We start from the raw sequence: 16,312 nt of genomic DNA, 5'->3' as shown, positions 1-16,312 counted from the left end.
CTGTCATGAATAGAATGAAGCCTCATGCTATGCTCAAAGCAAGTCAAAAATAAGAGTTTTTAAGCATGGCACTGGTTAAACTGGAAAAAAGCAACGGCATTGCAACGGTCACTTTAAACCGCCCCGATAAGCGCAATGCAATGAGTTTTGCATTATTGAAAGAACTGGTGCGGATTGCCAATTTAATCAAAAAAGACCGTTCCATCCGCTGTGTCATTTTGACCGGTGAAGCGCAGGTCTTCAGCGCAGGCATTGACCTCACCGATTTAAACAACCCTAAAAATACCGCTTATGCCGCTTGGGAACTGATTAAACCGGGCCAAAGCCTCTTTCAAAAAGCATTTTTAGTTTGGCAGGAATTGCCCGTTCCTGTGATTGCCGCTATTGAAGGTTTTTGTTTTGGCGCAGGCATGCAGCTGGCTTTGGCTGCAGATATCCGCATTGCGCATCCCAGCACGCAAATGTCCATTATGGAAAGCCGCTGGGGACTCGTGCCGGATATGGGACTTACCCGCTCCATTAAAGGCATCATTGGATTGGATTTAGCCAAAGAGCTGACACTGACTGCGCGTATTTTTGATGCCCGCTATGCCAAAGACATTGGCTTAGTGACCCATTTGGATGAATCGCCGCTGACGCAGGCGCAGGCTTTAGCCGCAGAAATGCTGAACCGTTCTCCTGATGCGCTGGCTGCCGTCAAGCGTGTATTGGACGCAATGGAGCATTCTCCCAATAAATCCCTGCGCTTGGAAAAAATCTGGCAGCTGAAACTGCTGCTGGGCAAAAACAGCAAGCTTGCGCGCAAAAAGGACAAGAACCCAGACGTTCAATTTTTACCGCGCCAGTATCGATAAGCTCAAACAGCGCACAGAACAAACAGCATAAATCAGCGGAATCAAATCCTCTGCTGATTCTAAATTGACGGATAGGCAGAGGGACAGCATGAGTTTTGACCGCAGCAGCAAAATTGCATTCTTAGGCATGGGCCTGATGGGCAGCCGCATGGCCGCCCGTTTAATTCAGGCGGGTTTTGACGTTGCAGTATGGAACCGCACAGCCAGCGCGTGCGATGAACTGATCGATATGGGCGCAGCTCAGCTCGCGCTGAAGGATATTGGAGCGTATCCGCTCATTCTGACCTGCCTGGCGGATGATGCGGCAGCCGCTTCCGTGTATGCGCACATTGAGCCTTTCTTGAAAGCACAACAGGTCCTTGTCGATTTTTCCAGCCTGTCTGTCTCACAAACCCTTCAGTTGGCGGAGCAGGCAAAACAGAAGAAAGTCATCTGGATTGACGCGCCCGTCTCTGGCGGCACAGCAGGCGCAGAACAAGGCACCTTAGTCATTTTTGCCGGCGGCCATGCGCAAACCATTCAAGATTTAACTCTAATATATAATGTGCTGTCGCAGCGCGTGACCCGCATGGGCGGCACAGGCACAGGACAAGCGACTAAAATCTGCAACCAGCTGATTGTCGCAGCCAACAGCGCCTTAATTGCTGAAGCCGTTGCTTTGGCAGAACAAGCTGGCGTAAATACAGCCTTGCTTGCTCCAGCGCTGGCTGGCGGATTTGCCGATTCAAAACCTTTTCAAATTTTAGCCCCCCGCATGGCGTCCCATACATTTGAGCCTGTGCAGTGGAAAGTGCAAACGCTCGCTAAAGACTTGAATAATGCGGTTCAGCTGGCGGCTTCGCATCAGCTGAAGATTCCTGTTGCCGAGCTGGCGCTGCGGCAGCTGCAAAATCATCAGGCGAATGGTTTTGCGGAAAAAGATCTATCCACTGTCATTCAGCATGTAGAACAGCGCGAATCCTGATAAGCTGAATTTATACCGCCGTTGCGCAAGGAGTCCTGCATGATCAAACTCGCCGTTAATCTCTCGATGATTTTTACCGAAGTGCCGCTGATCGAGCGTTTTGCCTTAGCGCGCGCTCAGGGATTTGACCATGTCGAAATTCAGTTTCCTTATGAGTTGAGCATTGAACAGATTCAAACTCAGCTGACAGTGCATAATTTAGGCCTTTGCCTAATCAATGTGCCTGCCGGAGATCTCATGCAGGGCGGCAATGGATTGGCTGGCATTCCCGGCCAAGAAATAGCATTCCATCAGGCCGCAGAGCAAGCTATCGCCTATGCCAAAGCGTTGCAGGTTCCAAGTGTCAATATACTGGCTGGCAAGCAGCCGCACGATGCGGATTTACTCCCCTGCCTCAACACCCTTGCATCCAACCTGAAAATGGCCTGTCAAATGTTCAGCTCGCATGGTATTCGGCCGGTATTTGAAATGATTAACGGCACCGATATGCCGCGTTTTTTGATACAAAATATCGCGCAGGCGCAAGAGATTCTTGAAGCCGTCAGACACCCGGCCCTGAAGATGCAGTATGACTGCTACCATATGGCCATGATGGGTGAAGATGTCTTAGAAGGTTTGCAAGAAAACATTGATTCTATTGGACATATTCAGTTTGCGGACTGCCCGGCGCGCCACGAGCCAGGCACAGGAAAAATAGATTATGCGGCGATATTCAGCTGGCTGAAGCAAAGCCGCTATGCAGGCTATACCGCTGCAGAATACCGCCCAAGCCAAGCCTCCGAAAAAACTTTTGCGTGGAAAGACAAATACTTTGCATAAATTCTTTGGTCAAAATATGGCGCTGATTTGAAATTCAGCGCTAAAACCGCTATATTAGAGCATGAATAATTGTCAGGAAATCAGACCCTCCATGAATTTAGAACCATCGCCCAGCGCTTCTAATTCTCACGATCTAACTCTTAATACCCAAAAGAAAGACGTACAGGCTTGCCTTGAAGTTGTACGTGAAGCACTTGCAGATGTAAAAGCAAAAGAAATTGTTGAGCTTGATGTCAGCTCAATCAGTAATGTATCAGACGCAATCGTGATTGCCAGCGGTACATCTACCCGCCATATCAAATCTCTTGCAGACAATGTTGCTGAAGAAGCCCGCAAAGCTGGCTTCCGTCCTATTGGTGTTGAAGGCGAACGTGATGCTGAGTGGATTCTGATTGACCTCGGTTTTGTTGTTGTGCACGTGATGCTGCCGGCAGCGCGAAAATTCTATGATTTGGAAAGCCTTTGGCGCACAGCTCCTGAGTCTGTCGCTTAAGCAGCAAATCTAAAAAAAGCGGTCAATCATGACCGCTTTTTTATTGCCGGCTATTTACAGCAGCTGATGCAAATCCACATCAGGATAAAGGGACTTAATTTTCAGCTTGCTTTGCGCATAGACCTGATCTGCGCGCATGGGCCCATAGAATTCGCAAAAAATTTCATAAACTGCAGTAATAATAAATGCATAGCTGGATATCGGCAGTGAAGCTGCAAATTCTGGACTGCCAAGCGCCTCCTTAGAATGCTGCGCAAATCCTTTCTGCCGCAGCTGCAACTGAATTTCCTGCTCAAAATCGGTCAAATCTTTCATAGCAACAGCATCCAGCACAAAAGCAATAAACCGGCTGAAAGCATCAATAAGTTCAACAGAAATCAATTCATCTTCGGCAGCAGGCTTGGCTTGCTGCACGCCCTGCAGCAGTTCTTGTTTTTCCATTTCAGATAACGCCTGAAGCACTTGGCGCAGCATGTCCTTGCGGGAATGGCGCAACTCTTCAGTCGTACAGATTTCACTGAGAAAACGGTTTAAAACAAATGCCGGCTTTGCGCTGTATTGCTGCTCCCAATGCGCTAAAACCCGTTCCAGCATTGTGCCATTGAAATATTGCTGCAAGCCGCGCTCAATGGCTTGACGGCGCTGCATCAGATTTAAAATTTCACTGCTCATACTGTCCCCCCCTCAAAATAGCGCTTGGTTTAATGACGCTGGGTCATGCCATCAGTTTCAAAAGTGACATCTTTTTGAAATTCAGGATAAGACAGCTCTGCATGTTCGGTGTAATCCAGCCCGCGCTGTTCATACTGTTTGCTGACCCGCAGCCCGCCCAGCACTTTGTCCAGCACTTTAAAAACAATAAAGGCAACACCAAAGCCCCAAAGGAAAGCAGCCATGACGCCCAAGCATTGAATTGAAATCACGGCACCATTAAACATCTTGTTTTCAAGAAAAATACCGGCTGCAATGGTGCCCCAAGCACCGCAAAAACCATGCACAGCAACCGCATCCACTACATCATCAATTTTAAATTGTTCCATCAGTACCGGCACAACAGTCACCAGCAATCCGGCAATTAGGCCTGTGCAAATGGCGAAAACAGGCGTCATGCTGGCGCAGCCAGCCGTAATTGCCACAAGGCCGCCTAAAGAAGCATTAATGGTGCTGCGGATTAAAATCGCTTTTTTGCGGATCAGGCAAAGCGCCATATAGGCTGCGGCCCCCGCGCAGGCCGCCAGATGGGTGTTCAGCGCAATACGCCCAATGCTGACATTGGCTTGAATGGTTGAGCCTGCGTTAAAGCCGAACCAGGCCAGCCACAAGACAAAACCGCCCAAGGCAACTAATGTTAAATTATGCCCTGGCAAATAGTGGCTTTTGCCATCCCGGCCAAAACGGCCTAAACGGGGCCCTAGAACAATCAGGCCGGCCAGCGCCACCCAGCCGCCAATCGAATGAACCACCGTTGAGCCGGCAAAATCGATAAAGCCCAGCGCTTTCAGCCACCCCTCGCCGCCAAATAGACTGCCCCACGCCCAGCTGCCGAAGACTGGATAAATTAAGCCGCTCACAATCGTCGCGCTCACCACATAAGCCACAAAGTGAATGCGCTCTGCCATTGCGCCGCTGGCAATCGTGGTTGCGGTAGCCGCAAACATCATTTGGAAAAACAGCAAATTCCAATTCCAGTCATCTAAATTATTCGGCGCAAAATGACTTTGCCCAAAAAAACCGCTGTGATTGACTCCGAACATAATGCCAAAGCCGACCAGCCAAAACACCAATCCGCCTAGACATGTATCCATATAGTTTTTCATCAGAACATTGACGGTATTTTTACTGCGGACAGAACCGCTTTCAATTAAGGCAAATCCAGCCTGCATGAAAAAGACTAAAATACCGCCTAGAATGACCCAGACACTATCCAGCGAAATGCGGATTTCCTGAATATTTGCAGCTGTATTCTCTGCAGCCATCGCTGGCGCTGCAAATATGATGCATAGCCCCATTAAAATTGCTTTTACTTTCATAAATGATCCCCCCGGAATAATTCATTTTTAGCAAAAACGATGCCATATAATCATTGGAACAGTTGCATGACCCTGTAAAGCCGATGCAAGGCCTTGCCGCCCTTGATGTTTCAGCTATAAATTAATGCCGTATCCAAATTTATAAATTTTATTTTTCCTCTATTCTTTCATTTTTTCAGGATGAACTCTACTCAGCCGGCATGCAGTGCACCAAATACGGCCTCTGAAAATGCATAACACCCCGTCTTGAAAACAAAGTTAAAAACACCCGAAATAAAAAACCGCCCGAAGGCGGTTTAACTCTCCCTAAATCCCGCTTGATAAAAGCGGGATTTGAAGGCATTGCATCAGTGCCCGCCGCCATTAATGGCTTTGGTCATGTCTTCCACAACTTTTTTCGCATCACCGAAAATCATCATGGTTTTTTCGTTATAGAACAAGTCATTGTCAAGGCCCGCATAACCTGTCGCCATAGAGCGCTTGATTACCATAATGGTCCGCGCTTTATGCGCTTCCAAAATCGGCATGCCGTAAATTGGCGATGTCGGATCATCTTTGGCTGCAGGGTTTACCACGTCATTCGCGCCAATCACCAGCACCACATCTGTTGCAGGGAAGTCTGAGTTGATCTCATCCATCTCTAAGATGTCTTCATAGGCAACGTCTGCTTCAGCCAAAAGTACGTTCATATGGCCCGGCATACGGCCAGCAACCGGGTGAATCGCAAAGCGCACTTTTACGCCTTGTTCTTTCAGAATTTCACACAGCTCTTTTACCGCATTTTGCGCACGGCCTTGCGCCATGCCGTACCCCGGCACAATCACAACGCTGTCCGCATTTGACATCAGGAAGCCTGCGTCATCTGCAGAACCTGAACGGTGGTTGCGCTGCGCTTGTTCGCCTTTGTCCGCAGAAGCAACCGCTGTACCGCCCATGGCGCCGCCAAACAGCACGTTAATGATTGAACGGTTCATTGCTTTACACATGATGTAAGACAGAATCGCGCCTGATGAACCCACCAGTGAACCAGCAACAATCAGCATATTGTTTTCTAAAGTGAAACCAATACCTGCAGCTGCCCAGCCTGAGAATGAGTTCAAAAGCGATACCACAACCGGCATATCACCGCCGCCCACTGGCGCAATCCATACCCAGCCAAATGCCAGCGCAAGAACAGTCATTGCCCAGAACGCATTCATGTTGCCTGTCGTGAAGAAGTAAACACCGCACACCAGCATTGCAAGGAAAATCAAAGCTTGAACAGGTTTTACCCAGCCGCCAGAAATGGTTTTTGCCCATTTCTTCGCAGCCAGTTTGCCGTAAGCAAATACAGAAGCAGTGAAGGTAATTGCACCAACGAAACAGCCCACAAACAATTCAAATAAATGAACTTTGCTCATGTGAGCATGTTCAACGCCTGCAGCTGTTAACGTAGCTTCATTTTGAGCAAATAAAGCAGTCAATTGGTTGTTGTGCAGAATCGCAGCAATGGCAATCAGAACTGCAGCCAAACCCACTAAAGAGTGCATAAGCGCTACAGTTTCCGGCATTTGCGTCATTGGCACAGTCCGCGCGCGGGCAATACCCACAATCGCACCTAACACCATTGCGCCGCCAATCATCCAGACAACAGGATGATCCGCCACAAAGAAGGTCGTGATTACAGCAATCGCCATAGCGATCATGCCGTAGCGGTTCCCTTGAATGGCGGTTTTAGGGCCAGATAAACCGCGTAAAGTCAGAATGAAAAGCACGGCGCCAATCAGGTAGAACCAATCCGCATAGTCTCGAATAAATTCCATGTCTTAGCCCTCTTTTTTCTTTTGCTTCGGCTTGAACATTTCAAGCATGCGCGCAGTCACTGCGAAACCGCCGAAAATATTGATGCTGGCCAAAAATACAGCGACTGCACCCAATACGCTCACAACATTAATGCTTTGGAACTGCACATTCGCTTCAACCAAGCCTGGAATGCCCACAGTCTGCAGCATTGCACCGACCACAATAATCGAAGACAGCGCATTGGTCACCGCCATAAGCGGTGTATGCAATGCAGGCGTAACGCCCCAAACCACGTAGTAACCAACGAAGATGGCTAAGACGAAAATAGTAATAGTTTCAACCATGATGACTCTCCTTAACCGCGCTTCAGCAGAACTTGGCCGCTATGAGTTACTAGAAGGGCTTTTTGAATTTCTTCGTCCGGATTAATCGCGAATTTTTTATCCGCATCAAACAGCGTGTCTAAGAAATTAAAAACGTTGCGCGCATACAGTGCTGACGCTTCTGTCGCTACGGTAGACGGCAAATTCGGAATGCCCAAAATTTTCACGCCATTTTCAGTCAACACGGTCTCGCCGCATTTTGAGCCTTCAACGTTGCCGCCGGTTTCTACCGCCATATCTAAAATGACTGAGCCCGGTTTCATTTTGGCAACGGTTTCCGCTTTAATCAGGCGCGGCGCATCGCGGCCCGGCAGCAATGCTGTGGTAATCACGATATCGGCATTGGATACCGCTTTATCCACGATGATGGCTTGATCACGGATATAGTCTTCACCCGGCATCCAGCCATAGCCATTTTTAGCGGCATCGGCAGCTTTTTGCTGTTCTTCCGCCGACATTGGCACATCCAGCCATTTGCCGCCCAAAGATTCAACCTGATCACGCGCTGTAGGACGCAAATCGGTTGCTTCGACGACTGCGCCTAAACGCTTAGCCGTTGCAATCGCTTGCAGGCCGGCAACACCCACACCCATAATGACTACACGTGCCGGCTTTACCGTACCAGCTGCGGTCATCAGCATTGGGAACATGCGCTGATACTCAGCCCCTGCCAAAAGCACAGACTTATAGCCAGACAAGTTAGCCTGAGACGACAGTACATCCATGTTCTGCGCGCGGGATAGCGTCCGCGGCAAAAGCTCCAGCGCAAATGCAGACACTTGCTGAGCAGCAAATTTGTCCAACTCGGGATTGCGGTATGGGTCAAACATTGCGATGACTGAACTGCTTGGCGCAAGCTTCTGAATTTCCTCACCTTGCGGTGCACGGACTTTCAAAATAATTTGACTGCCAGCATAAGCGTCATCTGTAATTTTGGCGCCAACCTGTTCATAAGCGCTATCGATGTAGGCCGCTTTTACACCGGCGCCACGTTCAATAACCACATTATGACCAGCGCTGATCAACTTCTTTACTGTCTCTGGCGTCGCAGCGACGCGATTTTCACCGACGACAGTTTCGGCTGGAATTCCGATCTGCATGAGCGTTCCTCAAGCTAATTTTTCTTAAGCAAGCACCGAAAAACCGGCGCTTCCCCTCAGGTGTGTTCTTGTTGAATTTTTGGATTCTAATTGAACTTTTTTAAATTACCACCCAATATTTATTTAATAAATACCCATATTTTGAACTGATGATTCATAAAAATTATGATGCGATACAACACTTATTCATTTTTATTTTTAATGGTATGAATCTTTTTTATACTGGTTTTAAAGTTTCGGACGCTGCATGGGGTATTTTTTTACCAATTTTGGAACGGTTTGTTTGCCGCTGCCTGCCTGATTGATGATTCTGACAAGTTTTCCATGGCTGGGACACGCCAGCCCTATCCGCGGAAATGCATGGAATGCCTATCCTATTCAGCCTATTCAAATGTCCCCAATTGCAGTATTGGCTTTAGTGACAATAAACAGGCCTTTTCTGCAAACGCGGCGTGACTGAAATTTTGGAATATTCTGTCAATGTGGCCCGTAGCATTCAGCAGCGCAGATTTTTAGAGAATTCTGCATTTTGGATGTTTTATATTCATTTTTCTTATGCACCTTAAGTCTAATTAGATAAAAAATTAATAAAAAAATAATTTTTTGAATATTTTACATCATGATGACCCCAAATCAGTTTGGGCTATTTATGGTTGTTTTGCCCTATGTTGGTGCGAAAATGATTTTTCCTCCAAGAATCTTCTCTTTCAGCAAGGAATAAAAATCTAAAAGTCGGCTTTTTAAGCGAATGTACACTTCAATTTCAAGAGTCATTCATTTAAATGCTGTTATAGCATCAATTTTCTATGCCTTTTTGGAATAGCCTTTATGATTATTTTACATTTCAACTTTTAAACTGCGCCATTTATACTATTCAGCATTAAAGCCTCTGCCAGAATGATCAGTCCATGCAGCTATTTTTGACGCGGACTCAAATCGGCTCACTTTGCGCGATTTGCGCAGCCTTTTTGTTCAGTACCAAAGCCATTTTTATTAAACAGGCCTACGCGCTGTCGCCTCAGGTGGATGCCACTGTTCTGATGGCGCTTCGCATGAGCTGCGCACTGCCGTTTTTCCTGCTGATCACTTGGTTCAGCCGTAAAAGCTATGCAGATCTCCATTTAAAAGACTGGGCCCTGCTGATTTTAGCTGGGTTGCTGGGCTATTATTTTGCCAGCTGGCTGGATTTTAAGGGCCTGATGTACATCAGTGCATCACTGGAACGGATCATTTTATTTCTCTATCCCACGCTGACTGTTATTGCGACCAGCTTTATCTACCGGCAGCGGCTCACACTGCAAAGCATATGTGCCATTGCGCTCAGTTACAGCGGCACGGTCATTGTAATGCTGCAGGAACAAAGCAATGCACCGCATGAAAGCAATTTTTGGCTGGGCGCCAGCTTGGTTTTTGCCAGTGCCGTGGCCTTTGCGTCTTATTTATTGATGACGCCTAAACTCATTGTGAAATTCGGTTCTTGGCATTATAACGGCTTGGCGCTCAGCATTGCCTGCATCGGAACCTTGGTGCATTTTGCATTGGCCGTTCCAGAGCCGCTGCAGCTTTTGCGGCAACTGCCGCTGAGTGTCTGGGGCTATGGCGCGGCGCTGGGCTTCTTTGTCACCGTGCTGCCCACCATCCTCATGATGCAAAGCATTGTTCGGCTTGGCGCGGCGCAATCGGCGATGATTGCCTCAATCGGCCCAATTTTGACCATTTTGCTGGCTGTAGCATTTTTAGATGAACATCTGAACATGATTCAGTGGATGGGCTGCATTTTAAATATTTTAGGCGTACTGATGATTACATTGTCTAAGAAAAAACTGAGTACCCATTAAGCCGCCGTCAAACAATATCCTATAGACGCTCATCACCGCATTTTACAGTCTGAGACTATATGCAGGCCTTGATTTTGCTTATAGTAACAGCGGTTGAATCGCAGATGATTCAGCACCTCTTTAGCCGCCATCTTGCGGCTAAGTGACATGTTCTTTAGGATTAATATGCATACCTCTGCTGACATCAGCCAGAACAAACCTTTACTTATGCTCATGGCGGTTGCCTGCGGCCTCTGCGCAGGCGCCAACTATTATTGCCAGCCGCTGATCAGTTCAATTCAGCACAGTTTCAATGTGCCTCAATCTCAAGTCGCCTTAACCGTCACTTTTGCGCAAATCTCTTATGCCTTAGGACTGCTGTTCATTGTGCCGCTGGGCGATATTGTCAATAAAACCAAATTTATTCCGATCCTGATGCTTGGCGCTGCGATTGGCCTTGGCATTTGCGCGCTTGCTGTGAATTTACCGATGCTTTGGATTGGCACCATTACAGCCGGCCTGTTTTCTGTAGCGGCGCAGGTATTGATTCCGCTGGTCACCCTTGCGGTGCGCCCAGAAAAAATTGGCGAGACGGTCGGCTTTCTCATGAGTGGCCTGCTGGTTGGCATTCTGCTGTCGACCAGCCTGTCAGGCTTATTGTCCAATTTAATCCATTGGAAAATGATTTATATCCTCAGCGCCATCCTCATGCTGGTGATTGCGGCCATTTTGATGCGTCAGCTGCCGAATGTCAGCACCATGCAGATGAGCTACAGCAGCATTTTTAAGTCAATGGGCCAGCTGCTGAAACAGGAGCGCCGTTTGGTTTACCGCTCCCTGCTTGGCGGCTGCGTATTTGCAGCCATGAGCATGCTGTTTTCAACAATTGCCATGCTGCTGACGGCACCGCCTTTTTCATTGGCGGATGTTTGGGTAGGTGTCCTGACTTTAGTGGGCGTCTTTGGCGCCTTGTCCACACAATCGGTCGGCAAATGGGCTGACCGCGGCTATAATGCCAAACTGACTTGGGCGGGCTGCAGCATTATGGCCTTCAGCTGGCTGCTGCTGTATATCGGCGGGCATTCCCTGCTCAGTTATGCCTTAGGCTATGGCATCATCAGCCTGGGCTTGGCCATGGTGCACAGCTGCAATCAAAATATTATTTTTCAGCTTAATCCCGCTGCGCGTTCGCGCATTAACTCTATTTATATGACCTCTTACTTTATCGGCGGCGCCTGCGGTTCCGCTTTGGGGGTCTATGCATGGCATCATGGCGGCTGGACGATGGTTTGCCTCACTGGATTGGTCCTGGCTGCAGCCGCAGCGTTTTTTGCCCTGCTGGATCAGCGCTATAATCTGCAGCATATTCAGCAAAAGCAAAGTTAAACCCTGCAGCTAACACACATGCGCAGCAGGATAATAAGGCTTGCCTAAATCCATCGCCTGCGCATTTTCCAGCAGCAGCAAAATCATGACTGGCATTAAAGCGCCCAAAACATGGCAGCAGTCCTGCATATATTTACGGTTCACGGCGCTGCCGCAACTCATCCCGCCTTGCATCAGCTGAATATGCAGGGTATTCAAACGCTTAAACAGCAGTATTAACAGGGCGGATGTATCCTGCTGCTGCATGGCCAAACGCTGCTGTCCCATATCTTGAGCCAGCCCTTTTTTAAACTGCTCCATAGAAATTTGAGCATTCTGATAATCCCAAAATCCTTGATAAAGCGCATGCTGCTGAAGCAGCGCCTGTACAGGCTGGCTGAGTTTTGCCCATAACATCTGGCCCAGCTTCCCTTCTGCATCTTTTTGGCACAGCATCTGTAAAAACTGCGGCAGGCATTTTTCATTCGGCTCTGTACCCTGCGCGTATATGGCATTGAATGAAATCCACAAACTCATGTACTGCAAATCAGGCTCTTCACTCAAATCATACGCTTTCTTGAGCCAGCTGAGTCCGCGCAGAATACGCAGGTTAAATGCCTCTGAATTTTCAGCCTTTTTTATCTTAAAAATTTCTTCAAGCATCAACATATTTATTCATCCTATTTTTTCTTTTTCTGGATTTTTATGGGCCAGGCCTAACGCTTCCTAAGCGCAGTATTCACAGCTCAAACAAGATACTGCACAATTGCCTTCAATTATAAGCTTTTCTGGCTGCATTATTGGCAAGGTATAAACAGCACCGCGATTTCTCTGTTCAACAGCGCTCTCGATGCTGATGATGTTCACCATTAAAACCAAGAGCAATGCATCCTCCTTTACTCTGTTGCTGCCGGTTTCTTATCAGTTTTTAAAGTTAATAGCTTATGGCTTTCGAGCAAATCATTCTCATCAAAGATAAATTCATAGGACATCTTTTGTCCATTAAATACAGTTTCTGCAGGCGTGCCTATCAGCTCCCACAAGCCCGCTGTAGCCACATCTGCAGCCCCATGCCAAAATGCGCGGCCGATTTTACTGGCGGTCGAATAGCCTTGCATAAAGGTATATATTTCATAGCGCTTGCCATTTTTAAACTCAGAAGTCACAGGTGCGCCAAACTCTGCAATGACAAGGCTTCTGGATACGCCCTGCTGAATCATTGCCGTATTTTTCTTTGTCGGCTGCTTGCTTGCCATTACCACAGCACAGCCTGATGTGAAGCTTAAACTCAATACCAATCCAATGGCCCCAATAATTTTGTACATACAATTCCTTTATTCTTAACTAAATTATTCAATATATTTTTTATTTTCAGCTTAGCAAGCATACCCGCACATCTCAAATTATGCATTTACTTCAAGATGAAAATTTCATTATTTTTCATTGATCATATGACTTTTTTCAATTCGATGAAAGCATCAGCTGCTATTTAAAATAGCGTAGCTTTAACCCTGACTGCGAACAATGCTTCGCGAAATCCGCCTATTTTATGATAGTATGACGGCCTATTTTGAAAGGGCATCTCCAGCCATTTCAATATACTCCCCAATTCAGTTTGATCCCCATTGTCCATTGCATTGTTTTCGAGGCATCATTTTTAATGACGAATCTTCATACCATTGAAAATAAACTTCATCCCCGCATTTCTGTTGCCCCGATGATGGATTGGACCACTAAGGATTACCGTTTTTTTGCGCGCCTATTTAACCCCAATATCATTCTATACACAGAAATGGTGACCACTGGCGCAATTATTCATGGTGATGCCAAACGCCATTTAGACTTCAACACAGAAGAACACCCGATTGTTTTGCAGCTGGGCGGCTCTAATCCTCAAGATCTAGCGCTGTGTACTAAAATGGCCCAGGACTGGGGCTATGACGAAGTCAATTTAAATGTCGGCTGTCCAAGTGACCGTGTACAGAACAATAAAATCGGCGCCTGCCTCATGGCTGAACCTAATCTCGTTGCTGAATGTATTGCTGAAATGCGCAATGCAGTCGATATTCCAGTGACCGTAAAGCACCGCATTGGCATTGATGACATGCAGTCTTATGAAGAAATGCTGCATTTTGTCGATACGGTAGCCAAAACAGGCTGTGACAACTTTATTGTCCACGCCCGTATTGCCCTGCTGCAGGGTTTATCACCGAAAGAAAACCGTGATGTGCCCCCTTTGCGCTATGAAGATGTGTACCGCCTCAAACAAGAGCGTCCTAACCTGCTGATCGAAATCAATGGCGGCATCAAAACCTTCGCTGAAACTCAAGCACATTTGGAACATGTGGATGGCGTGATGATTGGCCGTGAAGCCTATCATAATCCTTACCTGCTGGCAGAATTAGGGCAATTGTGGAATTTGGAAGCGCCTGACCGCTTTGACATTATCAATCAAATGCTGCCGTATATTGCGCAGCGCATGGCGGAAGGCGCACCGCTGTCCATTATTACCCGCCACATTTTAGGCTTATTCCAAAATCTGCCCGGCGCGCGTAAATGGCGTCAGGCCCTGAGCGGCGGCAATGCTAAAACGTTTGCAGATGTGGAAAATGCCATCCGCAATATCAAGGAAAATATGCGCCGCGCAGAAGATGAAGCCAAAGAGTATCAAGCTGCTCTATAATTCCTTAAGCAGAAATAAAAAAGCCAGCTTTAGTCCGCTGGCTTTTTTATTTCTGGCGCTGCACTGCCCAGTTTTAACGTTTTAGCCCAAAGGCCACTTACTGCTTATTGTAGATAGAATGGCCCTGATCTTTAATAGCGGCTATATTTTTGCCTTCCGCTTTGGCTTTATCTAGCTGCCCCGCTTTCACCAAGGCGCGCGTTTTATCAATTTCTGCCGCCAATTGATCAAACAAAACATCCGAACTTGGCGCTTTAGCATCTTTGGTTTTTAATTTTACTTTCTTTGCATCTAAAGCCGCGGCTTTCATCTGATCCAGCGCCTGCAGTGCATCCTGCTGATTGTCAGCCTTATTAAAGGCTTTAAAGTTTTTGCCCAGAGTCTTCATATTCTGCTGAAGCGTGGCGGCAAAGCTGAAGCTGCTGAAAGATAAAGCTGTGCACAACATGACTGTGGCTAAAGTTTTTTTGATCATCCCGGTATCCTTATAAAGATCGTGTCAAAACTATGGCTATGGTTAAACTGCCGCTTGCTGCGCTGCTGCGAATCTGTTCCGCAGTTAAATTATTCGATAGATTTTAATTTTAAGCAGCCAGCCTATTGTTCATAGCATAAAAATGCAGCGAAATCGCTGCATTTTTATGAATATTGAACCGCTTTGATCATTTTAATTCATCAGGATCAGTTTCATCCGGCTTATGGTGCAGTGCATCGTGAATCGCTTCAACCAGCTGTTGCGCGATTTCCTGCTTAGAGGCTTTTTCTAAATCGCGCTGCGGCAAGCGGTACTGCTCGGCAAAGAATACGATCATCGCATTTTCATCGGAAGCAAAACCGATATCCGGACGTGAAACGTCATTGCAGGCAATCATATCCAGCTTTTTCGCGACTAATTTCCCCGCCGCATACTCTTCAACATTGCGGGTTTCCGCCGCAAAGCCTACCATAAATGGCCGCTTTTCCTGCTGCGCAATGGTCGCCACAATATCCGGATTTTTCACCAGCGCGACATTCAGCTCATCGCCGGCTTTTTTAATTTTATGTTCAGCCACATGCGCCACACGGTAATCCGCAACCGCGGCTGTCGCAATAAAGATGTCGCAGCCTTTTTCCAGCTGATCCATGCTCCGTTCCAGCATCTGCATGGCAGACTGCACATTCATACGGCGCACGCCGTTTGGCGTATCCAAACTGACAGGCCCTGCGATCAGACTCACTTTTGCGCCGGCAGCATAGCAGGCTGCTGCTAGGGCAAAGCCCATTTTTCCGGTGCTGTGATTTGAGATATAGCGCACAGGGTCAATTGATTCACGCGTCGGCCCTGCAGTAATCACCACATGCTTGCCTGCCAGCAAGCCAAATTTTTCAGCAATGGCGCGCTGCGCGCGGTGGAAATATTCTGTGACTTGACGCGCTAAATCTTCCGGTTCCGGCATGCGGCCTAAGCCGACATCGCCGCAGGCTTGCGCACCCGCATCCGGCATAATCACATGTACGCCATCTTCAATCAAAGTATTCAAATTGCGCTGCGTGGCTTTGGCTGCCCACATCTGCTGATTCATCGCCGGCGCAACCCATACCGGCGCTTTGGTCGCCAAATATAAGGTCGACAGCAAATCATCCGCCAAGCCAGCGGCAAATTTGGCCAAAGTATCGCAAGTGGCTGGCGCAACCAGCACAAGGTCTGCCCAGCGCGCCAGCTCGATATGCCCCATGCCGGCTTCGGCTTCTGGATCTAATAATGCGGTATGTACAGGATTGCCCGACAGCGCCTGAAAGGTCAGCGGTGTAATAAAGGCTTGCGCGCCCTCAGTCATCACCACGCGCACGTCAAAACCTGCGTCTTTTAAACGGCGGACTAAAATCGCGCTTTTATAGGCAGCGATGCCGCCTGAAACAGCCACAATAATATTTTTGTTTGGAATCACACTTAAATCGAAACTCACGAACAGGCTACCTATCTGTTGCAGTGGCGCTCACAATAGCATTAAATATGGCCTGACCCAAGATTCAACTTGGAAA

Annotated in this window: 16 protein-coding genes; 7 read left to right on the top strand and 9 right to left on the bottom strand. The window is 47.6% G+C overall.

The genetic code is table 11. The features are described from left to right. The first annotated feature begins 65 nt into the window (after nucleotides 1-65). From JZ784_RS16475 to rsfS, 4 genes are all read left to right on the top strand, one after another. Nucleotides 66-854 carry a crotonase/enoyl-CoA hydratase family protein gene (locus JZ784_RS16475; protein ID WP_346315635.1) on the top strand — a complete coding sequence of 263 codons (789 nt, stop codon included), beginning with the start codon at nucleotides 66-68 and terminating at the stop codon, nucleotides 852-854. Between the two features lie 88 nt (nucleotides 855-942). After that, nucleotides 943-1,818, top strand: coding sequence for an NAD(P)-dependent oxidoreductase (locus tag JZ784_RS16470; RefSeq protein WP_346315634.1), 876 nt, complete (start codon nucleotides 943-945; stop codon nucleotides 1,816-1,818). Nucleotides 1,819-1,857: 39 nt separating this feature from the next. After that, nucleotides 1,858-2,637, top strand: a complete 780-nt coding sequence (locus JZ784_RS16465; protein WP_346315633.1) for a TIM barrel protein — start codon at nucleotides 1,858-1,860, stop codon at nucleotides 2,635-2,637. A gap of 91 nt (nucleotides 2,638-2,728) precedes the next feature. Further along, nucleotides 2,729-3,130, top strand: a complete 402-nt coding sequence (gene rsfS, locus JZ784_RS16460; protein WP_067669757.1) for a ribosome silencing factor — start codon at nucleotides 2,729-2,731, stop codon at nucleotides 3,128-3,130. Nucleotides 3,131-3,184: 54 nt separating this feature from the next. Here the strand turns inward: rsfS and JZ784_RS16455 are convergent, their stop codons facing one another. The 5 genes from JZ784_RS16455 to JZ784_RS16435 form a co-directional block, all read right to left on the bottom strand. After that, nucleotides 3,185-3,802: a hypothetical protein gene (locus JZ784_RS16455; protein ID WP_346315632.1), complete on the bottom strand. Its 618-nt coding sequence runs from the start codon at nucleotides 3,800-3,802 to the stop codon at nucleotides 3,185-3,187. A 29-nt stretch (nucleotides 3,803-3,831) separates the two neighbouring features. Next, nucleotides 3,832-5,139, bottom strand: a complete 1,308-nt coding sequence (locus JZ784_RS16450; RefSeq protein WP_346315714.1) for an ammonium transporter — start codon at nucleotides 5,137-5,139, stop codon at nucleotides 3,832-3,834. 368 nt (nucleotides 5,140-5,507) lie between these two features. Further along, nucleotides 5,508-6,962: an NAD(P)(+) transhydrogenase (Re/Si-specific) subunit beta gene (locus JZ784_RS16445; protein ID WP_346315631.1), complete on the bottom strand. Its 1,455-nt coding sequence runs from the start codon at nucleotides 6,960-6,962 to the stop codon at nucleotides 5,508-5,510. Nucleotides 6,963-6,965: 3 nt separating this feature from the next. Continuing rightward, nucleotides 6,966-7,286, bottom strand: a complete 321-nt coding sequence (locus JZ784_RS16440) for a proton-translocating transhydrogenase family protein (protein WP_005012553.1) — start codon at nucleotides 7,284-7,286, stop codon at nucleotides 6,966-6,968. An 11-nt stretch (nucleotides 7,287-7,297) separates the two neighbouring features. Further along, nucleotides 7,298-8,425 (bottom strand): Re/Si-specific NAD(P)(+) transhydrogenase subunit alpha, encoded by a 1,128-nt coding sequence (locus JZ784_RS16435; RefSeq protein ID WP_346315630.1) that lies wholly within the window; start codon nucleotides 8,423-8,425, stop codon nucleotides 7,298-7,300. Between the two features lie 908 nt (nucleotides 8,426-9,333). Here JZ784_RS16435 and JZ784_RS16430 point away from each other — a divergent pair. Together JZ784_RS16430 and JZ784_RS16425 are read left to right on the top strand one after the other, a co-directional pair. After that, nucleotides 9,334-10,263 carry a DMT family transporter gene (locus tag JZ784_RS16430; protein ID WP_346315629.1) on the top strand — a complete coding sequence of 310 codons (930 nt, stop codon included), beginning with the start codon at nucleotides 9,334-9,336 and terminating at the stop codon, nucleotides 10,261-10,263. A 165-nt stretch (nucleotides 10,264-10,428) separates the two neighbouring features. Continuing rightward, entirely contained in the window at nucleotides 10,429-11,628 is a 1,200-nt protein-coding gene (locus tag JZ784_RS16425; RefSeq protein ID WP_346315628.1) for an MFS transporter, read from the top strand. A 9-nt stretch (nucleotides 11,629-11,637) separates the two neighbouring features. On the opposite strand, the gene JZ784_RS16420 is transcribed toward JZ784_RS16425, so the two are convergent. Both JZ784_RS16420 and JZ784_RS16415 read right to left on the bottom strand, forming a co-directional pair. Beyond that, nucleotides 11,638-12,276 (bottom strand): hypothetical protein, encoded by a 639-nt coding sequence (locus tag JZ784_RS16420; protein WP_346315627.1) that lies wholly within the window; start codon nucleotides 12,274-12,276, stop codon nucleotides 11,638-11,640. A gap of 227 nt (nucleotides 12,277-12,503) precedes the next feature. Then, nucleotides 12,504-12,932: a hypothetical protein gene (locus JZ784_RS16415; protein ID WP_346315626.1), complete on the bottom strand. Its 429-nt coding sequence runs from the start codon at nucleotides 12,930-12,932 to the stop codon at nucleotides 12,504-12,506. A gap of 335 nt (nucleotides 12,933-13,267) precedes the next feature. Here JZ784_RS16415 and dusA point away from each other — a divergent pair, with 335 nt between their 5' ends. Then, nucleotides 13,268-14,290 (top strand): tRNA dihydrouridine(20/20a) synthase DusA, encoded by a 1,023-nt coding sequence (dusA, locus tag JZ784_RS16410; protein WP_346315625.1) that lies wholly within the window; start codon nucleotides 13,268-13,270, stop codon nucleotides 14,288-14,290. A gap of 97 nt (nucleotides 14,291-14,387) precedes the next feature. On the opposite strand, the gene JZ784_RS16405 is transcribed toward dusA, so the two are convergent. Further along, a complete protein-coding gene (locus JZ784_RS16405; protein WP_005012476.1) occupies nucleotides 14,388-14,765 on the bottom strand; it encodes a cytochrome b562 in 378 nt (125 codons plus the stop codon). A 187-nt stretch (nucleotides 14,766-14,952) separates the two neighbouring features. Beyond that, entirely contained in the window at nucleotides 14,953-16,236 is a 1,284-nt protein-coding gene (coaBC, locus tag JZ784_RS16400) for a bifunctional phosphopantothenoylcysteine decarboxylase/phosphopantothenate--cysteine ligase CoaBC (RefSeq protein ID WP_346315624.1), read from the bottom strand. Nucleotides 16,237-16,312 lie beyond the last annotated feature (76 nt).

It is taken from the genome of Acinetobacter sp. CWB-B33 (assembly GCF_039655955.1).
GTDB classification, from domain to species: Bacteria; Pseudomonadota; Gammaproteobacteria; order Pseudomonadales; family Moraxellaceae; genus Acinetobacter; species Acinetobacter bouvetii.
The sequence above is the reverse complement of the archived record's forward strand: the minus strand, read 5'-3'. Positions and strand labels throughout refer to the sequence as shown.